The sequence below is a fragment of the Paenibacillus sp. HB172176 genome (assembly GCF_011947265.1).
GTDB lineage: Bacteria > Bacillota > Bacilli > Paenibacillales > Paenibacillaceae > Pristimantibacillus.
Genome location: NZ_JAATHD010000003.1, coordinates 412,926 through 432,408 on the forward strand (window position 1 = coordinate 412,926; position 19,483 = coordinate 432,408).

General features: G+C 49.8%; 21 protein-coding genes. 20 read left to right on the forward strand and 1 reads right to left on the reverse strand.

Going from position 1 to position 19,483, the window contains the following annotated elements; translation table 11 throughout:
• Positions 1-113 precede the first annotated feature (113 nt).
• The 11 genes from thiL to HFP08_RS06775 all read left to right on the forward strand — a co-directional run bounded on the left by thiL (position 114) and on the right by HFP08_RS06775 (position 9,898).
• Positions 114-1,217: a thiamine-phosphate kinase gene (gene thiL / locus HFP08_RS06725; RefSeq protein WP_168119761.1), complete on the forward strand. Its 1,104-nt coding sequence runs from the start codon at positions 114-116 to the stop codon at positions 1,215-1,217.
• Between the two features lie 19 nt (positions 1,218-1,236).
• Complete coding sequence (gene tsaE / locus HFP08_RS06730; RefSeq protein WP_168119763.1) at positions 1,237-1,728, forward strand: tRNA (adenosine(37)-N6)-threonylcarbamoyltransferase complex ATPase subunit type 1 TsaE; 492 nt, start codon at positions 1,237-1,239, stop codon at positions 1,726-1,728.
• Positions 1,725-2,546 carry a tRNA (adenosine(37)-N6)-threonylcarbamoyltransferase complex dimerization subunit type 1 TsaB gene (gene tsaB, locus HFP08_RS06735; RefSeq protein ID WP_168119764.1) on the forward strand — a complete coding sequence of 274 codons (822 nt, stop codon included), beginning with the start codon at positions 1,725-1,727 and terminating at the stop codon, positions 2,544-2,546. Before tsaE ends, tsaB begins: the two co-directional genes overlap by 4 nt.
• Positions 2,543-3,040: a ribosomal protein S18-alanine N-acetyltransferase gene (gene rimI, locus HFP08_RS06740; protein ID WP_168119766.1), complete on the forward strand. Its 498-nt coding sequence runs from the start codon at positions 2,543-2,545 to the stop codon at positions 3,038-3,040. Before tsaB ends, rimI begins: the two co-directional genes overlap by 4 nt.
• Complete coding sequence (gene tsaD, locus HFP08_RS06745; RefSeq protein ID WP_168119768.1) at positions 3,033-4,103, forward strand: tRNA (adenosine(37)-N6)-threonylcarbamoyltransferase complex transferase subunit TsaD; 1,071 nt, start codon at positions 3,033-3,035, stop codon at positions 4,101-4,103. The genes rimI and tsaD overlap by 8 nt, the downstream gene beginning before the upstream one ends.
• Before the next feature lie 570 nt (positions 4,104-4,673).
• Positions 4,674-5,417 (forward strand): ABC transporter ATP-binding protein, encoded by a 744-nt coding sequence (locus tag HFP08_RS06750; RefSeq protein WP_168119769.1) that lies wholly within the window; start codon positions 4,674-4,676, stop codon positions 5,415-5,417.
• Between the two features lie 4 nt (positions 5,418-5,421).
• Positions 5,422-5,571 carry a hypothetical protein gene (locus HFP08_RS06755; protein WP_168119770.1) on the forward strand — a complete coding sequence of 50 codons (150 nt, stop codon included), beginning with the start codon at positions 5,422-5,424 and terminating at the stop codon, positions 5,569-5,571.
• A gap of 50 nt (positions 5,572-5,621) precedes the next feature.
• Positions 5,622-6,548: a polyprenyl synthetase family protein gene (locus HFP08_RS06760; protein ID WP_168119772.1), complete on the forward strand. Its 927-nt coding sequence runs from the start codon at positions 5,622-5,624 to the stop codon at positions 6,546-6,548.
• 132 nt (positions 6,549-6,680) lie between these two features.
• Complete coding sequence (locus HFP08_RS06765) at positions 6,681-6,851, forward strand: competence pheromone ComX (RefSeq protein WP_168119774.1); 171 nt, start codon at positions 6,681-6,683, stop codon at positions 6,849-6,851.
• A 22-nt stretch (positions 6,852-6,873) separates the two neighbouring features.
• Positions 6,874-9,270, forward strand: a complete 2,397-nt coding sequence (locus HFP08_RS06770; RefSeq protein ID WP_168119775.1) for an ATP-binding protein — start codon at positions 6,874-6,876, stop codon at positions 9,268-9,270.
• The gene (locus HFP08_RS06775; RefSeq protein ID WP_168119777.1) at positions 9,248-9,898 is read left to right on the forward strand and encodes a response regulator transcription factor; all 651 of its coding nucleotides are present in this window, start codon (positions 9,248-9,250) and stop codon (positions 9,896-9,898) included. Before HFP08_RS06770 ends, HFP08_RS06775 begins: the two co-directional genes overlap by 23 nt.
• A 73-nt stretch (positions 9,899-9,971) precedes the next feature.
• Here HFP08_RS06775 and HFP08_RS06780 read toward each other — a convergent pair whose 3' ends face one another.
• On the reverse strand, positions 9,972-11,906 hold the full coding sequence (locus tag HFP08_RS06780) for an ABC-F family ATP-binding cassette domain-containing protein (protein ID WP_168119778.1): 1,935 nt from the start codon (positions 11,904-11,906) through the stop codon (positions 9,972-9,974).
• Positions 11,907-12,083: 177 nt separating this feature from the next.
• Between HFP08_RS06780 and HFP08_RS06785 the strand changes: the two genes are divergently transcribed.
• From HFP08_RS06785 to HFP08_RS06825, 9 genes are all read left to right on the forward strand, one after another.
• A complete protein-coding gene (locus tag HFP08_RS06785) occupies positions 12,084-12,701 on the forward strand; it encodes a 5-formyltetrahydrofolate cyclo-ligase (protein WP_168119780.1) in 618 nt (205 codons plus the stop codon).
• Positions 12,698-13,162 (forward strand): cyclic pyranopterin monophosphate synthase MoaC, encoded by a 465-nt coding sequence (moaC, locus tag HFP08_RS06790; protein WP_168119945.1) that lies wholly within the window; start codon positions 12,698-12,700, stop codon positions 13,160-13,162. The genes HFP08_RS06785 and moaC overlap by 4 nt, the downstream gene beginning before the upstream one ends.
• A 50-nt stretch (positions 13,163-13,212) precedes the next feature.
• Positions 13,213-13,707: a MogA/MoaB family molybdenum cofactor biosynthesis protein gene (locus tag HFP08_RS06795; protein WP_168119782.1), complete on the forward strand. Its 495-nt coding sequence runs from the start codon at positions 13,213-13,215 to the stop codon at positions 13,705-13,707.
• A complete protein-coding gene (locus tag HFP08_RS06800) occupies positions 13,707-14,759 on the forward strand; it encodes a molybdopterin-binding protein (RefSeq protein ID WP_481856550.1) in 1,053 nt (350 codons plus the stop codon). Before HFP08_RS06795 ends, HFP08_RS06800 begins: the two co-directional genes overlap by 1 nt.
• A 28-nt stretch (positions 14,760-14,787) precedes the next feature.
• The gene (locus HFP08_RS06805; protein ID WP_168119783.1) at positions 14,788-15,021 is read left to right on the forward strand and encodes a twin-arginine translocase TatA/TatE family subunit; all 234 of its coding nucleotides are present in this window, start codon (positions 14,788-14,790) and stop codon (positions 15,019-15,021) included.
• Positions 15,022-15,088: 67 nt separating this feature from the next.
• On the forward strand, positions 15,089-15,895 hold the full coding sequence (gene tatC / locus HFP08_RS06810; RefSeq protein WP_168119785.1) for a twin-arginine translocase subunit TatC: 807 nt from the start codon (positions 15,089-15,091) through the stop codon (positions 15,893-15,895).
• Between the two features lie 238 nt (positions 15,896-16,133).
• Positions 16,134-17,009 carry a carbohydrate ABC transporter permease gene (locus HFP08_RS06815; RefSeq protein WP_240941178.1) on the forward strand — a complete coding sequence of 292 codons (876 nt, stop codon included), beginning with the start codon at positions 16,134-16,136 and terminating at the stop codon, positions 17,007-17,009.
• Positions 17,010-17,021: 12 nt separating this feature from the next.
• A complete protein-coding gene (locus HFP08_RS06820; RefSeq protein WP_168119788.1) occupies positions 17,022-17,861 on the forward strand; it encodes a carbohydrate ABC transporter permease in 840 nt (279 codons plus the stop codon).
• 194 nt (positions 17,862-18,055) lie between these two features.
• Positions 18,056-19,453, forward strand: coding sequence for an ABC transporter substrate-binding protein (locus tag HFP08_RS06825; RefSeq protein WP_168119790.1), 1,398 nt, complete (start codon positions 18,056-18,058; stop codon positions 19,451-19,453).
• Positions 19,454-19,483: the final 30 nt, after the last annotated feature.

Genomic DNA, 19,483 nt, shown 5'->3' on the forward strand with positions numbered 1-19,483 from the left:
ATTTTGTTAGGAACGAGGGATTTTTTTTGGCGCGCTTCTGCTTTGATATCCGGCGGGATTAGGTTAAAATGATGGAAATAAGAAGATAGGCTACGATGAAGGAGATTCAGCCCATGGATGAATTCAAACGCATTCGTTATTGGACAGAGGGGGGGCGGACTCCTGAGCGCGAAGAGGAGCTTGGCGTAATCGTCGGCATTGGCGATGACGCCGCCATCGTCGATTGGAGGCGCGCTTCAGCAGAATGGAGCGGCGGGCAGCGGCTCATCATGACGGTCGATACGATGGTGGAGACCGTTCACTTCAACGAGAAGACAATGCGCGACGAGGATGTGGGCTATAAAGCATTGGCTGCTTGCGTCAGCGACATTGCCGCCATGGGCGGCAGGCCGTTGCATGCTTTGGTCGCCGTCAGTCAGCCGCCCTCCTATTCTCCCGAGCGGATGAGAAGGGTATACGATGGACTCCATGATTGCGCAAAGCGATATGGCATTGCCATTGTGGGAGGAGATACGACGGCTTCGCCGCAGCATATGGTCATCAGCGTTACTTTGACAGGCTGTGTGGAGGAAGGCGGGGAGCTGCTTCGGTCGGGCGCGAAAGCAGGAGACGCGATATTCGTGACAGGCGAAGCAGGCATGTCGGCTGCCGGCTTGCAGCTGCTGCAGGAAGGTCTCCGGGGTAAGAAGTCCAATGAGGATCTAATGGCCTCTTATGAAGAGCTTGTTGCTGCGCATAGACGACCGAAGCCGTCTCTCAAAGCCGCGGAATTGCTGCGTGCGCTTGCTTGCTGCCATGCTTTGAATGATGTCAGCGACGGCCTTGCCAGCGAAGCATGGGAAATTGCGGAGGCGTCGGGCGTAAGAATGATCGTGCGCGAAGGCATGCTGCCAATTAATGAGGATGTGAGCAGGTACGCCTCCGCCAGCAATGTCGATCCGCTGGAATGGATCCTCTATGGCGGAGAGGATTATATGCTGATCGGGACCATGGCTGCAAGCAAGCTGGAGGAGGCTCGTCTCCTCTTTCTCGCGGAGGGCGTTCCCTTCTACTGCATTGGCTTTGTGGAAGAAGGAGAGCCGTCTGTGGAGCTGCTGCGAGAAGACGTTGAAGGAGATGGACAACTCTCCGTTCAAGCTCCGCAATTTGCAGAAGTCTCTATCGCGGATCTCGGCACAATTCAATTGAAGCGAGGCTACAACCATTTTGAGAGATGAACGGGAGAACGAAAAGAGTATGGAACAAAGAACGGTAACGGCAGAAATCAATGTGCGATCGATTCAGGATACAGCTAGTTTGGCGGAATGGCTGGCTTCCCGCGCTTTTCCCGGCGCGCTCCTTGCGCTGGACGGAGATCTCGGCGCCGGCAAGACAACCTTATCGCAGGCTTTCGCGGCTGCGTTAGGCGTTCCGGGTATCGTGAACAGCCCTACCTTTACCATTATTAAGGAATATAGAGGAAGCTCGCTTCCTCTCTATCATATGGATGTTTATCGTGTAACTCTCGAGGAGGCCGACGAACTCGGACTGGATGAATATTTCTACGGCGAGGGCGTGACAATTGTCGAATGGGCAAGCATTATTGATGAGCTGCTGCCCCCTCAGCGCTTGGACATTTACATCGAGCATATGGGGGGGGAGCTAAGAAGGATACGTCTTGCGGGATCAGGCGAGCCCTATGCTGAATGGTGCGAGGAATGGAACAGGATGGGAGCGACAACGAAATGAATAATCGGAATCAAGGGACGGGTCTGAGTATTATCGCGCTCGATACATCGACGGCTGCGATGGCTGCGGCAATCGTTCGCGAAGGAGAGCTGCTTGGAGAAATCAGTTCGCTTGCGGAGCGGAATCACTCCGTTCATGTGGTTACTCATATGAAGAAGCTGCTCCAGGATGCGGGAATGACAAGAGAGTCGCTGGACGCAATCGTAGTGGGAAACGGTCCAGGTTCGTATACGGGCATGAGGATAGCGGTTACGGCCGCCAAGACATTGGCGTGGGCGTGGAAGAAGCCTCTGGCAGCTGTCTCGAGTCTGGAGGCTGTTGCATATGGCGCATGGAACAGAGGCATGGAGCTCGCGCAGAATAGAGCTTCTCTGGATTCGACTGAGCACTGGATTATTCCGATCATGGACGCGAGGCGGGGACAAGTGTATTGCGGTATGTTCACCCGTAATGACCGCGAAGGATGGAAGCGCCGGCTGGAGGATGGAGTTCGGCTGATGGAGCCATTCGTAGACTGGCTTGCCCGGGAGTTGAAGGATCGGAAGGAGCTCGGCAGGCTCAAAATTTGGCTTGTCGGCGACCTGAGCTTGCATATGGAATCGGCGAAACGACTGAAGACGACGGCCGACGAAGCGAATGTCGAAGCCGAGTTGTATCCCTATGTGCTTGAAGGGCGTTATCTGGCCGAGCTGGGGGAGCGGAAGCTCGAGCGTGAGCAGACCGAGGATGCTCATATCTTAGTGCCCAATTATACGCAATTGACTGAAGCGGAAGTCAAGCTGAAGGAGAAGCAGACGGCAGGAGGCAATGAAGCATGATGATGGAGATGGACAAGCTGATCTTCAGATCGATGGAGCTTCGAGACATTCCCGCCGTAGTCGCTATCGAGCATGAAGCGTTCAGCTCTCCCTGGACAAGCGAAGCCTTCGAGAACGAATTGAACAATAATATGTTCGCAAGATATATGGTTGTGGAATATCGCGGGGAATTGATTGGCTATGGCGGCATGTGGGTCATAATGGATGAAGCGCATATGACGAATATTGCCGTGCGCCGGGATGTTCGCGGCATGGGCCTCGGCAATAAGCTCATCGAGCAGTTGCAGCGCACCGCCGTTTTCTTCGGGGCGGCAAGAATGACGCTTGAGGTCAGGGTCTCGAACGGCCATGCCCAGCGTTTGTACCGCAAGCATGGCTTCCAGGATTCCGGTCTTCGACCAGGCTATTATTCCGACAATAACGAGGATGCCCTTATCATGTGGGCGGAGCTGGACGCTGAGCACTGGAAGACGGGGGGAATCGACAATGAATAGCGAAACGACTAACATCCGAATCAGGAAAGAAGATGAAGCATTAATTCTTGCGATTGAGACAAGCTGCGACGAGACGTCGGCTTCCGTCATACTGGGAGGCAAGCATATCTTGTCCAATATCGTGTCCAGTCAAATTGACATTCATGAGCGGTTCGGCGGCGTCGTGCCCGAGATTGCTTCGAGAAAGCATGTCGAAGCGATAACCGTCATTATGGAGCAGGCTGTGAAGAAATCCGGCCATGAGCTGGCGGATTTGTCGGCGATCGCCGTCACGCAAGGCCCGGGCCTGGTCGGCGCGCTGCTGGTAGGAATCGTTGCGGCCAAGACATTGTCGCTCGCTCTCGATATTCCGCTTATCGGGACGCATCATATCGCCGGTCATATTTATGCGAATGGACTCGTGCATGAGTTAATCTATCCCAGCATTGCGCTGGTGGTCTCCGGCGGACATACCGAGCTGGTGCTGATGAAGGAGGAAGGCGTGTTCGAGGTCATCGGCAGAACGCGTGACGATGCGGTCGGAGAAGCGTATGACAAGGTTGCTCGCTCTCTCCGTCTGCCCTATCCCGGCGGTCCTCATATCGATCGAATGGCCGGCGAGGCGCAGACTTCCATCGACCTCCCCCGCGCCTGGCTCGAAGAAGGCAGCTTTGATTTCAGCTTCAGCGGACTGAAATCCGCGGTTCTTGCGGTCATTAATCAGACTCGCATGAAAGGGGAGGCGCTCGATGAAGCGGCATTGGCCCGCGGCTTCCAGGAATCCGTAATCGAGGTTCTGGTTGTAAAAGCGCTTCGCGCGGTCAAGCAATTCGGCGTTCGGCAATTGCTGCTATGCGGAGGCGTCGCCGCGAACAGAGGGCTGCGGGATGCGCTCGCGCAGCGCTGCGAGGAGGAAGGCGTCGATCTTCTTGCGCCGCCGGGCAATCTGTGCACGGACAATGCGGCGATGATCGGCGCAGCAGCCTTCCTGAAGTTCAAACGTAGGCAGTTCACCGAGCTGGATATGCGGGCAGATCCGGGATTGTCCCTGGAGCAATGGTCTGTAAGAGCTGGAATTTCATAGGCATGAAGCAAGAGGCGGCAACTGTGCGCTGGGCAGCAGCTTGTCACTCACTATAGCGACGCAAGCTCTCATTCATTTAAGAATGAGAGCTTTATTTTCAATAGAGACGCATAGAAAGTGAGGTTGCAGAGAAAGGGCTCGAAAGACTAAATAAAGAGGTTGTGCACAAGGTTATACACATGCTAACAAAAAAATGTGGACGAATGAATGAAATGCCCATGAATTGCATCTTTACAATGCCTTCACAAAAAGCTGCAAACGGGGATAATATTTTCAATATGTTCCTGTGGATAATGTGGATAAAGGGGATAAGCCAAATTTCCAAAGAAGATGATTAGACGACGATGTGTCGAATGTGTAGTTGTCGTAATCTGCCAGGCTTCAATTATCGACAGAATTAACTAACAATTTATGCACGATTGTGGATAACAATGTGTATAACGATTTTCGGGCTCAAATGACTGCGAGCGCAATTGGCATTGCGTTAATTACCAAACAACTTTTCGGTGAAATGCGGGATAGGATGCGCTATCGTTAAGCTATCCTTAATGTGTATCGGAGGTTTCCCGAATGGATAATTATGCAGTTATTCAAGTGAGCACAGTTACGAAGCACTACGGACCGAATAATGCCATTCATCAGGTTTCCTTACAGGTGGAGCGAGGCGAGCTCTTCGGAATCATTGGGAAGAACGGAGCGGGAAAAACAACCTTGCTGGAATTAATGATGGGTCATCTGCACGCAGACGAGGGCTCCCTGCATGTACTCGGATACGATATTCAGAAGGATTCCGAGAAGCTTCGGGATCACATGAACATCTTCATGCAGAGCACCTCGTTAATCGACAAGATGACGGTAAGAGAAGCGCTGCTGTTGTTTCAGAGCTTTTATGAGCGAAAAGGCAGCATAGACGATATTTTGGAGCAATTTCGATTGGCGCCGGTAGCGGACAAGCTTGTGAAGCGACTGTCGGGCGGACTGAGGCAACGCACATCGCTTGCGCTTGCCGTTGTCCATAATCCTGATGTTATTTTCCTGGACGAGCCCACCACGGGCCTTGACATCCAGGCGAAGAAGGAATATTGGGACATCTTGTCCGCATTAAAGCTCCAAGGAAAGACGATTGTCATCGTATCGCATGATATGAGCGAAATTCATCAGCATTGCGATCGTGTCGGAGTCATGAGAGACGGTAAGCTTGTTGTATGCAATCATCCCAATACGCTTATTACGGAGTTGCCCGGCGGAGGAATGACAATGGAGGCGGTCTACATGCATTATGCCGTCGGAGCTATGGGAGGGGTTGAGAGATAATCTGATGAAAGCAGGCAATCGCATCGAAGATCCGTCCAATGAACGCAGTCAGATCGTAGAGAAAAGGATGGAAATGATCGCAAATCTATTAAACTCAAAACGAAAGGCGGGAGATAAGGAAGAAGAACGAAAGGATGCGGGCAAAGAGGAATAATAGTATACTGATTAAGAACAAGGTTTCATTATAACGGAGGATCGCGCGCGATGGATATGAAGACGAGAATAGGCGAGACCATGAAGGATTGTGTCCGTCAATGGTTTACTGCTGAGCCATTAACCATATATTCTCTAATGTTTATCGAGGAGAAGCTCAAGGAGTCCATGATGTTCGGCTCTTTGACCCTGGTCCATTATCATATGTTCGACGGCGAAGGCGCGAATGAATTCGAAACGGCCGCTGCAGTCGAAATGTTCATTCTGGCATCGGATATTCTGGATGATCTCGAGGACGCGGATATGCCGCATAAGCCTTGGATGCTCGTTCCGCAAAGCATTGCCATGCATGTGGCGGTTTCCTTATTGACCCTGTCCCAGCAAGTGCTGCTCGACAGCGTCCGGGAGGATGAACGCAAAATTCGGATGATTCAAATGATGAACAAACAACTACTTCACTCCGCAAATGGTCAGATGCTGGATATCGTAAATAGCAGCGCTGACGAGAAAGCCTATCTGGAGATGGTGGAACAGAAATCCGCGGCACTAATCGTATTCGCCTGCATGGCGGGCGTTATGGCGGCGGGGCATCTCTGGCATCCAATCGTAGCAAATTATGCCGCGGAGCTCGGCATGTCCGCTCAGCTCCGCAATGATTTGAGAGACTTGCTGAGATGGGACGAAAAAAACGATTTTCTGCAGAGAAAGCGCACGTTGCTGACCTTGTTTCTTATTGAAGAACTGCAAGAGGAAGATCATTGGATTTCTCATTATTTCCATAATGGCGAGGCGGAAGATTTGTTCGATCACAGGAAAGAAGATTTCATAGAAGCCTGCAAGAAGACAGGCACAATTCTGTATGGTTCGGTCATGAGTCGAATGCACTATGATCGCTTTCTGGAGCTGCTCGAGGAAGTGCGGCCCGATAATCCCTGGAAGGAGCAGCTTCTCCAAATCATCGACCCGAAAACGGCATAATTTACAAAACGCGCAAAGTTGATTTCGGAAAATACGAATCATCTTTGCGTTTGCATGCCGATCTAATCTTGGTATAGTAGAAATGTACTATTTGCAAGATTAATAGGATCGAAAAGAAGCGGAGGAGATCGAATGTTAAAAGAAACAATTCGTCAACTGGTTGGCAGCACAGAAAAAATGTCGATGGCAATGGGTGGACAGCTTCAACTTTCAGGTATTTCCGCTGCAGAACAAAAGGCACTTCTTGGAGAATTAAAGGATAAAAACGAGAAAAAGAGCGGCTACGCATTTATGTGGGACTAAGCTTTGAAGGGAAGAGGAATGCATGAAACCTACTCGATTAAATCGTATACTTGCGCTCCTCTTCCTAACATTATTCTCGGCAACATTAGTCTATCTAACGATTGTCATTATTAGAATCCCTTCCATTGGCGCTGTATTGGAACAACGATCCAGCACCGAATATGTCGTACGGTCTGTAGAGCCAGCCTCGCAGGCGAAGGTTCTCGGCGTCGAGATCGGTGACCGTATTATTGAAATTAACGGCAAGCCCGCTTGGCAATTCGACAATGTTAAGAAATACAATTCGCTTGAATATGCCGAGAATGTGCTCCTCGAGCATAAGAATCATACTACCAGCCTAATTACTTTTTCGAAGAGCTGGTCCGGCATGCATACGACCTCCGAATTAATGCTGCAGCTTTATATTCCCGGCATATCTTTAGTTATATTTTGCGCCTTTTCTTCCTTTCTTTATTTGAAGCGAAAGAATGATAAAGCGGCCATTTTGCTAATTCTTTTTTTTATTTCAATCGGGCTCTGCTATTACAGCTCCGCCGCTTCGCATCGAAGCGATCCTGTAGGATTATCGATTATTTACGTCGTTATGCCCTTTATCCCCATATTGTTCATGATGTTTATGAATCAATATTTGCATCGTTTCGATGTGCAATTTATAAGCAAGAAGAGGTTAAACCTGCTGATAGCTGCCATTAGCGTAGTCAGCGTTTTCAGCTTGCTCTATTTTTGGACGAATGTATTTACGAGCGAAGCGATGGTTTATATTAAGATGGCGTACAGCGGCGTTGTCTTTATAGGCAATGCGGTGTGCGTGGTCTCCTTAATTGAGAAATTTATGAAACATCGACATACAAAGCTGCATTCTTTATTCACGATTACGTTAATCTCGCATCTTGTCGCCTTTATGCCGTTCACGACAATGAACTTATTGCCGATGATACTCGATCAGAAGCAACTATTGCCGGCTGCCTTCACGGCATTGTTCCTTTTTGTTCTTCCTGTTGTTTATTTCTATCTGACCACGTCGAACCAACTATTCGACATCGATTTTATATTGACTCGCTTCAAGTATTACACCTTATTGTCCATTGTTCCGGCTATACTCGTCGCTACGGTAGTTTCGCTTGTCTTGATTGGCAATACGGAACGAATATGGTCGGAATGGCTTGGGTCATTCGGCATCGTCTATTTAGGAATGATCGCCTTTCTCTATATGAAGGAGCAGATAGATCAGAGATTCAGGCCAAGATTATTCAAAGCGATGTACAGCTATCAGGACAGTCTGGATCGATTCTCCAGGAATGTTGCGAGAGTGATGAAACAATCGGATCTGGAGGATGTGCTGACACAAGAGATCAAAGCGATTCTGCCCGTTAACCGCATCAGCTTTCTGATTGTCGATCAAGCGGAGAAGGCGGTATATCCGATGAGCGATGATTTTGAAGAAACGGTTACGAGCGAGTTTCTGCTAGGCATTGTCAATACATTCAAGCTGGGAGAGCTGATAGAGCTTCCCTTCGGTCTGGGGCTTATTATCGGCAGACAACGCTCTCGTTATCATATTCTATGGATAGGGCTTAAGACCAATCATACCCGGTTCAATTCGGATGAAGTGCGCTGGCTCAAAACGATGGCTAATTATTCAAGTATTGTGTTCGAAAATTTATATTTGATCGAAGGACTGATTGAGGATCTCGAATCCGAGGTTCGCAAGGAGCATTCGACGTCGCCATGGGTGCTTCGCATGCTGTTCTGGTTGTCCGAGAATGAGCGGAGAAAGCTTGCTGCGGATCTTCATGATTCGGCCTTGCAGGATCAGTTATTGTGGTACCGCAAGCTGGAATCGATCATGATGGATCAGCCGATTCCCGAGAAGCTGGGACAAGAGTTAAACGATATTAAAGAAGGCTTGCTCGATGTGATTCATCAAATTCGCGAAACCTGCAACGAGCTCAGACCGCCGCTATTGAAGGAAATGGGAGTCATCGAGGCTGTCGAGTCGATTATTGAGCATACGCAAATGAGAGTGAATTTCGAGGTCAAATTCAAATATAAGCCGATTAAGGTAACCTTGAGCGAAGAACAAATCACGGCGATCTATCGGATTGTGCAAGAGCTTCTTCGAAATGCCGACAAGCATGCCGAAGCTAAGCTCATCGCCTTGGAGTTGGAGGTTCGTCAAGGGTTAATCTACTTCCGTTACAAAGACGACGGGATTGGTATGGAGGTTAACCAATTGGTCGAAACGTTCGAGCATATGGGACTATCGGGTATCAAAGAGCGGGTAGCCAGTCAAGAAGGCGATATTACTTTCCGCTCCTCCAGGGGAGAAGGGCTTGAAGTCATTATTCTTATGCCTGTTCATTCAGCGAAAGGGCCGTCAGAGAGGGGAATACCGAATGATACATATCTTGTTGGTTGATGATCATCCTTCCGTTGGCGAAGGGACGAAGACGATGATCGAACAGGATAGCGAAATGAAGGTAACGGTTGTTATCTCTGCATTGGAAGCGTTGGATAAAGTGAAGTCGGAGCAATTCGATCTTATTCTATGCGATTTGAATATGCCGGGAATTAGCGGGCTGGAGCTTTCGAAGCGATTGATTCAATTGGATCCGGACAAGAAGATAATTATATATTCCGGTTATGAAATCGGTTCGCATTTCAACTTGCTGGTAGAGTCGGGCGTTTCCGGCTTCATATCCAAAACGGTCACGAGAGAACAACTGCATAATTCCATTCGATGCGCGATGAGGGGCGAGGCGGTCATTCCCATCTCACTGTTGAAGCAATTAAGAAGACAGGAAGTAACGATCGCAAGATCGGAATTGGCCATCGAGGATGTGTCGATTACGGAGAAGGAGCTTGGCATCCTTCAGGAAATCGCTATGGGCGTCAGCAATAAGATGCTTGCCGTAACGATGCATGTCAGCCAGCGCAATGTGGAATATCAACTTACACGCATATTCGAGAAGCTGAATGTCCGTTCGCGTTCGGAAGCCATTCGAGAAGCAAAGCGGCTTGGATTAATCAGCATGGAGCAATACTGATCGACCACGAATAGGGGGCGTCCCGGAAGTCATTAACTTTCGGAACGTCCCTTTTGCAGCTTATATCATGCTTCTACATGTATTGCTCCCATTCCTCATAAGCTTGGGACAGGGCTTCTTTCTTCTCGTGAATGACCGATTGAATTTCTTGAATGCGAATATAATCATTGAAGACGGCAGGATCGGCAAGCTGCTCTTCGAGAGAAGCAATTTCCTGCTCATAGTCGGAGATGCTTTGCTCCAACTGCTCAATCTTTCGCTGCTTGCTTCTCTCTTCGCGTTTTAATTGCTTGTCCAGCTCGTATTGATTGATTCGGGGCTGATCCTTGGCCGTTTCCGTGCTTTTCACGGAGGCTGCAGCGCTGCCGGATTCCAGCCTCATTTCTTCAAGCTCCAGCTTTTTCTCCAGCATATCGTCATAATTTCCCAGGAAATGAGTGACGCCTTGAGGACCAAGCTCGATAATGCGTTCTGCCATCTTGTTGAGGAAATAGCGATCATGGGATATGAATAGCAGAGTCCCTTCATAATCCAGCAATGCCGCTTCGAGCACTTCCTTGCTGAATAAATCGAGATGATTCGTTGGCTCGTCAAGAATGAGCAAATTGGCTTGCGCGAGCATCAGCTTTGCGAGAGAAACGCGGGCTTTCTCTCCGCCGCTTAGAGATGAAATTCGTTTCAGCACATCTTCTCCGCTGAACAAGAAATTGCCAAGCACTGTGCGGATTCGGGCTTCCTCAATATGAGGGTATTCCTGCCAGAGCTCCTCCAGAACCGTGTTCCGGCCGTTTAAACGAGTATGCTCCTGATCATAGTAGCCGATCTTCACATTCGTACCGAATTGAATCGTCCCCGTCGCCGGCTTATATTGATTCATCAGCGACTTCAGCAGGGTAGACTTGCCAATGCCGTTTGGTCCGATCAAGGCTACCGTTTCGCCGCGCGTAAGCGTGAAGTCGACATGTCGGAAGACCGGAGCGGACTTCTCGGGAAACTGAATCGACAAATCATGCACGGCAAGCACATCCTTGCCGGACATTCTCTCGATCTCGAAGGTGAAGGAGGCCTTCTTCAAATCGCCTTGCGGCTTATCCAGCCGATCCATTCTCTCGAGCGCTTTGCGTCTGCTCTGCGCGCGCTTGGTCGTGGAGGCTCTCACGATATTGCGCTGAATGAATTGCTCGAGCTTGGCGATTTCATCCTGCTGCTTCTCGAAATGCTTAAGCTCAATTTCGTATTCGGCCGATTTTAATTCCAGGTATCTGGAATAATTGCCGGTATACCGCTTTGCCGAATGACGTTCAATCTCGACGATGGTATTGGCCAAGGCATCGAGAAAGTAGCGGTCATGGGAGACGACGACGATTGCGCCGGAATAGCCCCGGAGATAGGATTCAAGCCAGGTTAACGTTTCGATATCCAAATAGTTTGTCGGTTCGTCAAGCATGAGCAGATCAGGCGCTTGCAGCAATATGCGCGCGAGCGCCAGCCTGGTTTTCTGACCTCCGCTTAGCGTCGAAATCAATGTGGTTAGATCGAATTGGCCAAAGCCCATGCCGTGCAGAACGCTGTTGATTCGCGTATTGATTTCGAATCCGCCTTGCTCGCGGAACCAGTCCGAGCGTTTGGCGTAGCGTTCCAGCAAATCGGTATACCTTTTTTCATTCTCTTGCTGAGCGAGCTGGGATATTTCGATCTCCATCGCGCGAAGTTCCGACTCGGCAGCGAGCAAGTCCGAGAATACGGCTTTCATTTCATCAATAATGGTTCGATCGGAAGAAAGGCCGCTATTCTGAGCGAGATAGCCGATTTTCGTTTCTTTGGCCTTATGAATATCTCCGGAATCCGCAGAAAGCTCTCCTGCGATGATTTTCAGAAGCGTCGACTTGCCTGCTCCGTTGACGCCTACGAGGCCCAGGCGGTCGCGCTCTTGCACTTGCATCGATATCTGTGATAATACGGGCGTAATTCCGTAATTTTTAGAAATATTGGAAACTTGCAACAGCATTTCGAAACCTCCACTTTATCATCATCAAAGCTTAAACCTGTAAACATTTCTAGTTTACCACAAACTCGCGCTTTCATTGGCGAAAGTTGTATAACAGTGGTACACTACATGTAAGATAATTAAAGGAAATAAAAGAGAACTAATCGTATATTTTAGCCACAGAATGGATGACTGTTCATGGGAAGAGGGAATGAGGAAGCGACGAAAGCGGCTTTGCGGAAAGCGTTGAACGAGAGACGCAATTCCTTATCCGCGGGAGAGCGGAAGCGATGGTCCATTGAGGCATGCGGCCATGCCGCGGCATATATCGAGAAGCATGGCATGACATCGATTATGGCCTATGCTTCCTTCCGCAGCGAGCTGGATCTAAGTTCGTTGATCGAATGGTGCTGGGATCGGGAGGTTTCTGTCATCCTTCCCCGGAGCGATGCTGCCTCTTACCGAATGTCTATGCATCGCTTGCAGAGCTGGGAAGAGCTGGAGAAAGGCGCGTACGGCATTCTGGAGCCTAATCCGTTCTTATGTCCGGAGCTTGATCGAGACGTCCGCCCGGATATGGTTATCGTTCCGGGGCTTGCCTTCGATCTGCTGGGCGGAAGACTAGGCTATGGAGGCGGATTCTATGATCGGTTCGCCGCGGAATGCGGCAGCGGCAGCCGTTGGCTTGGCGCCAGCTTTGAAGCTCAGCTAGTCCCGAGTGTTCAGCTTGAGCCGCATGATCTCATTCTTGATGGTCTATTCACGCAACGCGCTTGTTATCAATTTGGAGGAGGAGATCTCAGGTGGGGCAGATGACTCATTTCAATGATCAAGGCAGAGCGCATATGGTGGATATTTCCGAGAAGAAGGCAACCTCTCGCGAAGCAACTGCGGAGACAACGGTGAGAATGCTTGCGACAACGCTGGAACAGATCAAAGCCGGCAAGATCGGGAAAGGCGATGTTCTTGCGGTTGCGCAGGTGGCGGGCATCATGGCTGCCAAGAAAACCTCGGAATGGATTCCCATGTGCCATCCTATCCCGCTCACGGGAATTAATATAGCATTCGATGACAATGGCAAGGACGAGCTGTACATAACGGGAACAGTGAAAACAACCGGGAAGACCGGCGTGGAGATGGAGGCGCTCACCGCCGTATCCGCTGCCGCTCTTACCGTGTATGATATGTGCAAGGCGCTCCAGAAGGATATGGCTATCGGCCCGACGCAGCTCATGACCAAGACGGGCGGCAAGAGCGGAGATTACCGGCGAGAATAATTCATGATGGTGAGCGGTTCATCGAGAGAAGAGGAAGGGAGGAATAAGAGATGCAATGGAAGGTTGCCTTGTTGACCGCCAGCGACAAAGGCTCGCGCGGTGAACGCGAGGATACAAGCGCTCAAGTGATCAGGGAGCTTGTGGAGGAAGAGCTCGGCGGCGTTATTGTTGATTATCGCATTGTGCCGGACGAGCAGGATGAGATTATTGCCGCTATTATTGAAATGACGGAATATTACCAGGCTGATCTTGTTCTGACCACGGGAGGAACCGGCCTTGCGCCGCGTGATATTACGCCTGAAGCGACTCTGAAGGTTATTGACAAGCAAGTGCCCGGGCTCGCGGAAGCGATGAGGATGGGCACCTTGCAGAAATCGCGCAGAGCGATGCTGTCGAGAAGCATATGCGGCATCAGGGGCAGCTCTCTCATTATTAACCTGCCGGGAAGCCCCAAGGGCGTTCACGAATGTTTGATGGCTATTATGGATCAATTGCCCCATGCGCTCGGGATTCTGTCCGGACAGCTTGGAGAGCATAACGAATGATGGGCATGCATGAATCGAATGGCGGAAAAGAAGCGGGAATGAAGCGAGGGAGCACGCTTCTAAGAGAAGTGTCCGTTCATGATGCTATTGGGCTGAGCCTGGCTCATGATCTGACGCAAATCGTCCCGGGCGAATTCAAAGGCAGATTGTTCAAGCGCGGGCATGTCATCAGCGAAGCGGATATCCCGCAGCTGCTTGATATCGGGAAAGAGCATATTTACGTCATGGAGCTTGGCTCAGACGAGCTTCATGAAGATGACGCGGCTAATCGAATGGCAGCGGCTCTGGCAGACGAAAACCTGCTGTTAAGGGAGCCGCATGAGGGCAAGGTTACGATCAAATCGCCGATTCTGGGACTCGCCGATATCGATGAAGAGCTTGTCCGGGCGGTTAACCGTCTGGGAGAGATCGCGCTGGCCACGGTGAAGAGCAAAGTCGTGCTTCAGGCAGAAGCCTCTATCGCAGCTACGCGTGCGATTCCGCTTGTCGTTCCGAGGGCAAAGGTCGAGGAAGTCGAGAGACTGGCATCCCGATTCCGGGAGGCGAATAACGGCAAAGCGCCGTTAAGCGTCAAGCCCTTCAGGAAGATGAAAGCGGGCTTGCTGACAACCGGAAGCGAGGTGTTCGGCGGCAGAATTCAAGATAAATTCGGACCAGCGGTGACGGCGAAGCTGCAGGCTCTTGGCTCAGAAGTTGCCGAGCAGCGATTCGCGCCGGATGATCGACAAATAATTGTCAAGGAAATACACTATTTGCTTGCGGCCGGTTATGATATGATATTGGTAACGGGCGGAATGTCTGTTGACCCGGATGATCGCACACCTGGAGCGATAAGCGAGGCCGGCGCCGAGATTATCAGCTATGGCACGCCAATGCTTCCAGGCTCTATGCTGCTTGTCGGCTATATGAACAACGTCCCTATATTAGGTTTGCCAGGCTGCGTGATGCATGATCCCTTCACTTCGTTCGATGTGCTGCTGCCGCGAATTTTGGCAGGAGAACGAATTGGTCGTGAGGATATTGTCGAGCTGGGTTATGGAGGACTTCTATAATGGATAGAACGATAAGGAGGTATTTCGAGTGAGTGGAATAGGTGCTACAGGCATGATTCTTCTTGTTCTGGTCGCTTTGTTGCTGTTCGGACCCAACAAGCTTCCCGAGCTTGGACGCGCTTTCGGCAAGACACTGAGAGAATTCAAGTCCGGCGCAAGAGAAATTATGGACGACGACGATCGCAATGAGAAAGAGAAGAGCCGAATCGATGTTAGTCGTGCAGAAAATAGCGAAAAAGAAAACAAGCGGCTCCCGGACTAAGAGGAACCGCTTTTTTCAAGGCTATCTTTCATCTTGGCGGTCATTGTAACAGCAGGGGGTACGAGTAATGTCAGAGAATACGAGCCATCGCTCTGCCGGCAGGCAGGGTTTGCTTGGCGATGACGGCTTGATGCCGCTTCTCGAGCATATTGGCGAGCTGCGCAAACGAATTATCTATATCTTGATTGTGCTCGTGCTGGGCCTTGTTATTGGCATTTCAGTAGCCGAGCCAGCCTATAATTTGCTTATGAGCCAGAAGCCGGCGAATACGATAACGCTCAATACATTCTCGCTGTGGGACGGCATCGGCATGTATATGAAATTCGCGTTCGTTATTGCTTTGGTCATAACGCTGCCGTTCACCGCCTACCAGCTATGGGCTTTCGTCAAGCCCGCGCTGCGGGTTCATGAACAGAGATCAACGTTGAAATACGTGCCGTTCGCCTTGATTATGTTTCTAATCGGCTTGTCTTTCTCGTATTTTGTCGTGTTTCCATTAGCTTTTCATTTCACCAGATCGATTGCGAGCCATTTGAATTTGGTTGAAACGTATGGCATCATTCAATATTTCTCCTTTATGTTCAGCATCTTGATTCCTGTTTCGTTGCTGTTCGAGCTGCCGTTGCTCATTATGTTTCTTACGGCAATTCGATTGCTTAATCCGATGCTGCTGCGACGAATGAGGAGAATCGCTTATTTCATTCTGGTGTTTATTGGCATCGTCATAACGCCTCCGGACTTTGTTTCGGACATCATCGTTATTATTCCACTGATCGGACTTTATGAGATGAGTGTCTTCTTGTCCGGCATCATATTCAGGAAACAACAAGCGGCGGATAAGAAATGGGAGGAAGAGCAAGCGGAAGATGAATAGGCGCATGGAATATATGACCTCGCAAGCACACGCTAATCCGTGTGCTTTTTTATGTTTATTTTGCTTCTCGCAGCTGAAAGGTAAAAATAACGGCATAGCTCAGCAAGAAATCGTTAAAGAAGAACTCGCTTCTTTTTCTATAATGAATGTAGATAACAGAAGCGAGGTGAAATTCATGCAAGCATTGCAGCCAACTCGGCAGAAAGACATCGTAAAGGCGGACAAGAGAAGCAATCGCATGAAGAGAAGGGAAACGATTTCCGGTTTTTTATTCGTAGGGCCGATGTTGATCGGGGTAACGGTATTGACGCTGCTGCCTATCCTTGCGACATTCCTGCTCTCGATGGCGGATTGGAATTTTATAGCCGGATTCAAGGAAATGAAATGGGTCGGGTTCGATAATTTTAATCGTCTGTTCGACGACGAGGGGTTCATGAAATCACTGCGGAACAATGCTTACTTCCTGCTTGCGGTCCCGATTTATTTGGCCATATCGATGGTGCTCGCGGTCATTATTGATAAATACGTGTATTTGAAAGGCTATTTCAAGGTAGCCTATTTCATGCCTTATATCTCCAGCGTTGTCGCTGTGGCGATTGTATGGCAGGTGTTATTCAATCCTTCGGCGGGTCCGGTGAATCAGCTCCTGATGTCGCTTGGCATTGACAATCCCCCGAAATGGATCGCGGATCCGAGCTATGCGCTGCCCTCCATCATGATGATCTCGATCTGGATTTCAATTGGTTTCAATCTAATTGTCTATATCGCGGGTTTGCAATCGATTCCGAAGGATCTCTATGAAGCGGCGGATATCGATGGGGCCGGCACTTGGGTGAAGTTCAGAAGCATCACGTTCCCGCAGCTGTCCTCAACCTCGTTCTTCTTATTAATAACGGGCATTATCTCGACGTTCAAAGTATTCGATCTGATTGCGGTATTAACGAAGGGCGGACCGCTCAATTCGACGAGCATGCTTGTCTGGTATCTCTATGATTCGGCCTTCGTCAATTTGAAGATCGGCTATGCTTCGGCAATGGCGGTGGTGCTGTTCGCCTGCGTTATGATGATTACGGTACTGCAGTGGATCGGACAGAAAAAATGGGTGAATTACTAGGAGGAGAGGCTCATGACCGCATTACAGATTGAACGGATTCGAAAAGGCGTGCTTACGATCATTATGTTCGCGATAAGCATCGTGTTCCTGCTGCCATTCCTATGGATGCTGTCCGCATCGTTCAAGGTGGAGGCGGAGGTCTTCACCTATCCCATCCAGTGGCTTCCTCACAAATGGCATGCCATCGAGAATTACAAGGAAGTATGGACCGGCAAGTTCCCGTTCTACAAATATTATTGGAATACCGTGAAGGTTACGGTGATGACCACGGCCGTCTCGGCCGGCATTTCGGCGCTGGCGGCTTACGGCTTCTCCAAAATTCAATTCGCGGCAAGCAAATATTTGTTCATGATCGTTCTTGCCACCTATATGATTCCTCAGCAGGCGATTCTGGTGCCGCAATTTCTGCTGTATCGCAATATCGGACTGTTCGACAGCCATACCGGACTTGTGATGCTGGGCTGCTTCAGCGTGCTTGGTACCTTCATGCTAAGACAATTTTTCATGGGCGTGCATAATGAATACATTGAATCGGCGAAGATGGACGGAGCGGGACATTTCCGCATTTTCTGGAAAATCGCGTTCCCGCTTGTCCGACCTGCCGTTGCGACCTATGCAATCCTTCGCTTCATCTGGACCTGGAATGATTATCAGAATCCGCTTATCTTCCTTCGCACCGACAAGCTCTATACGATTCAGCTTGCCATGCAGAAGTTCACGACGATTAACGGCGAATTCTATTCGCTCATGATGGCTGCGGCGGTCTCGGCTATATTGCCTTTGCTGATCGTCTTTATTATCGGGCAGAAGAGCGTCATCGAAGGCATTGCCCTCGGCGGCGTGAAGGGCTGAAGAATGACTGCCAATCTGATGTGCGAAACAACCTCTAAAAGTCAAAATAAACGTATTTCTGGTCAAAATTATAGTATAGGGAGCTGGATCGGCATTGCTACAATAAGGGAAAGAAAGCGGATACAACCATTCCATCCGCATTCGAGACATACGCTTTCCAATTAAGTACGCAAAGAAACGAGGAGGGTTTACACATGGTAACAAACAAAAAAACGGTCTTCATTCTAGTGTTGGCAGTCATGATGCTGTTGACGGCTTGTTCGAGCAACAACGGCAATAACGGATCGAATAATGCGAATGCCGGAAATTCGAACGCGACGAATGCGCCGAGCGAGTCCGACAAGCCGGTGACGATTCAGCTCCACACCTTCGGCAATGAAGCGAATTATAATTGGGAGAAAACGATAGCCGCTTTCGAAGAAGAGTATCCGCTGATCAAGGTGAACGTAAATGTGCTGAGCGAAAAAGGAGACTCGCAGGAAGCGCTCCAAAAGCTGGATCTTGCGGCTTCCTCCAACGAGGATATGGATGTGATTATGTTCAGTGATCCAGCAAGTTATGCGCAGCGCGTCGGTCTGGGCATGGTCGCTCCGATGGATGAATATATCGCCAAGGACGGCTTCGACGTAACCGAGGATTACAAAGTGGACACCACCTTGAACGATCATGTATACGCATTGCCGGGCAAATTCAATCCTTGGTACGTGCTGCTGAACAAGACGCAGCTCGATGCGGCGGGTCTTGCGGTGCCAACGGATTGGACGTGGGACGACTTCACGAGCTATGCGAAGCAGCTGACAACTGGAGAGGGCGCTTCGAAGCATTACGGCACTTACTTCCATGGTCCGCAGAACGGCGGATGGATGGAATTCATGAAGCTGGCTCTTGGCAATCAACCCGACAATTCCGAATTTTTGAACGCAGACGGCACCATGAACTTCGACAGCCCGAATTTCCGCAAATCGCTCGAGCTGCGCGTGCAGATGGAGAAAGAGGATAAATCGGCTACTCCGTACACCGATGTGATGTCGCAGAAGCTTCACTATCGCAATCAGTTCTTCAGCCAAAGCGCGAGCATGATTATGATTGGAAGCTGGATGAACACCGAGCTGGGCGGAACCGAGCAATTCCCGCTTGATTTCGAAGTGGCGGTGGCGCCGATTCCGAAAAACAACGAGGGCGACGAAGGCGGCTACACGATGGTGACGACGGATTATGTATCGATCGCTCAAAGCTCGAAGCATAAAGACGCGGCATACACCTTCGTTCGCTGGTACACAACGAAGGGCCAAATCGCTCAAGGCAAAAACATCCCGGCATGGAACGGCGTGAGCGATTCCGAGATGGCGTCCATTATCGACATTATTCTCAGCGGAACGCAGCATCCGGAGAAGGTCGACAAGGAATCGCTGATCAACACGCTGGCAAATGCGAAGTCCTCCAAGATCATTCCGCCGGTGACCTATCAGTCCGAGGTGTATAAAGTGATTAACGAAGAATACGAAAAGCTGATCTATGACAAGCAGGATATCGATCAAACGATTGCCGCGCTGGATGAGCGCGTGCAGAAGATCATTGATGCGAACCAATAATAAGGTATACTCTTAGGTATCATGGTCAGG

Bases quoted from the DNA above. Each gene is read 5' to 3' on its own strand.
- thiL (WP_168119761.1), top strand. From the start codon at position 114: ATGGATGAATTCAAACGCATTCGTTATTGGACAGAGGGGGGGCGGACT.
- tsaE (WP_168119763.1), top strand. From the start codon at position 1,237: ATGGAACAAAGAACGGTAACGGCAGAAATCAATGTGCGATCGATTCAG.
- tsaB (WP_168119764.1), top strand. From the start codon at position 1,725: ATGAATAATCGGAATCAAGGGACGGGTCTGAGTATTATCGCGCTCGAT.
- rimI (WP_168119766.1), top strand. From the start codon at position 2,543: ATGATGATGGAGATGGACAAGCTGATCTTCAGATCGATGGAGCTTCGA.
- tsaD (WP_168119768.1), top strand. From the start codon at position 3,033: ATGAATAGCGAAACGACTAACATCCGAATCAGGAAAGAAGATGAAGCA.
- HFP08_RS06750 (WP_168119769.1), top strand. From the start codon at position 4,674: ATGGATAATTATGCAGTTATTCAAGTGAGCACAGTTACGAAGCACTAC.
- HFP08_RS06755 (WP_168119770.1), top strand. From the start codon at position 5,422: ATGAAAGCAGGCAATCGCATCGAAGATCCGTCCAATGAACGCAGTCAG.
- HFP08_RS06760 (WP_168119772.1), top strand. From the start codon at position 5,622: ATGGATATGAAGACGAGAATAGGCGAGACCATGAAGGATTGTGTCCGT.
- HFP08_RS06765 (WP_168119774.1), top strand. From the start codon at position 6,681: ATGTTAAAAGAAACAATTCGTCAACTGGTTGGCAGCACAGAAAAAATG.
- HFP08_RS06770 (WP_168119775.1), top strand. From the start codon at position 6,874: ATGAAACCTACTCGATTAAATCGTATACTTGCGCTCCTCTTCCTAACA.
- HFP08_RS06775 (WP_168119777.1), top strand. From the start codon at position 9,248: ATGATACATATCTTGTTGGTTGATGATCATCCTTCCGTTGGCGAAGGG.
- HFP08_RS06780 (WP_168119778.1), bottom strand. From the start codon at position 11,906: ATGCTGTTGCAAGTTTCCAATATTTCTAAAAATTACGGAATTACGCCC.
- HFP08_RS06785 (WP_168119780.1), top strand. From the start codon at position 12,084: ATGGGAAGAGGGAATGAGGAAGCGACGAAAGCGGCTTTGCGGAAAGCG.
- moaC (WP_168119945.1), top strand. From the start codon at position 12,698: ATGACTCATTTCAATGATCAAGGCAGAGCGCATATGGTGGATATTTCC.
- HFP08_RS06795 (WP_168119782.1), top strand. From the start codon at position 13,213: ATGCAATGGAAGGTTGCCTTGTTGACCGCCAGCGACAAAGGCTCGCGC.
- HFP08_RS06800 (WP_481856550.1), top strand. From the start codon at position 13,707: ATGGGCATGCATGAATCGAATGGCGGAAAAGAAGCGGGAATGAAGCGA.
- tatC (WP_168119785.1), top strand. From the start codon at position 15,089: ATGTCAGAGAATACGAGCCATCGCTCTGCCGGCAGGCAGGGTTTGCTT.
- HFP08_RS06815 (WP_240941178.1), top strand. From the start codon at position 16,134: ATGAAGAGAAGGGAAACGATTTCCGGTTTTTTATTCGTAGGGCCGATG.
- HFP08_RS06820 (WP_168119788.1), top strand. From the start codon at position 17,022: ATGACCGCATTACAGATTGAACGGATTCGAAAAGGCGTGCTTACGATC.
- HFP08_RS06825 (WP_168119790.1), top strand. From the start codon at position 18,056: ATGGTAACAAACAAAAAAACGGTCTTCATTCTAGTGTTGGCAGTCATG.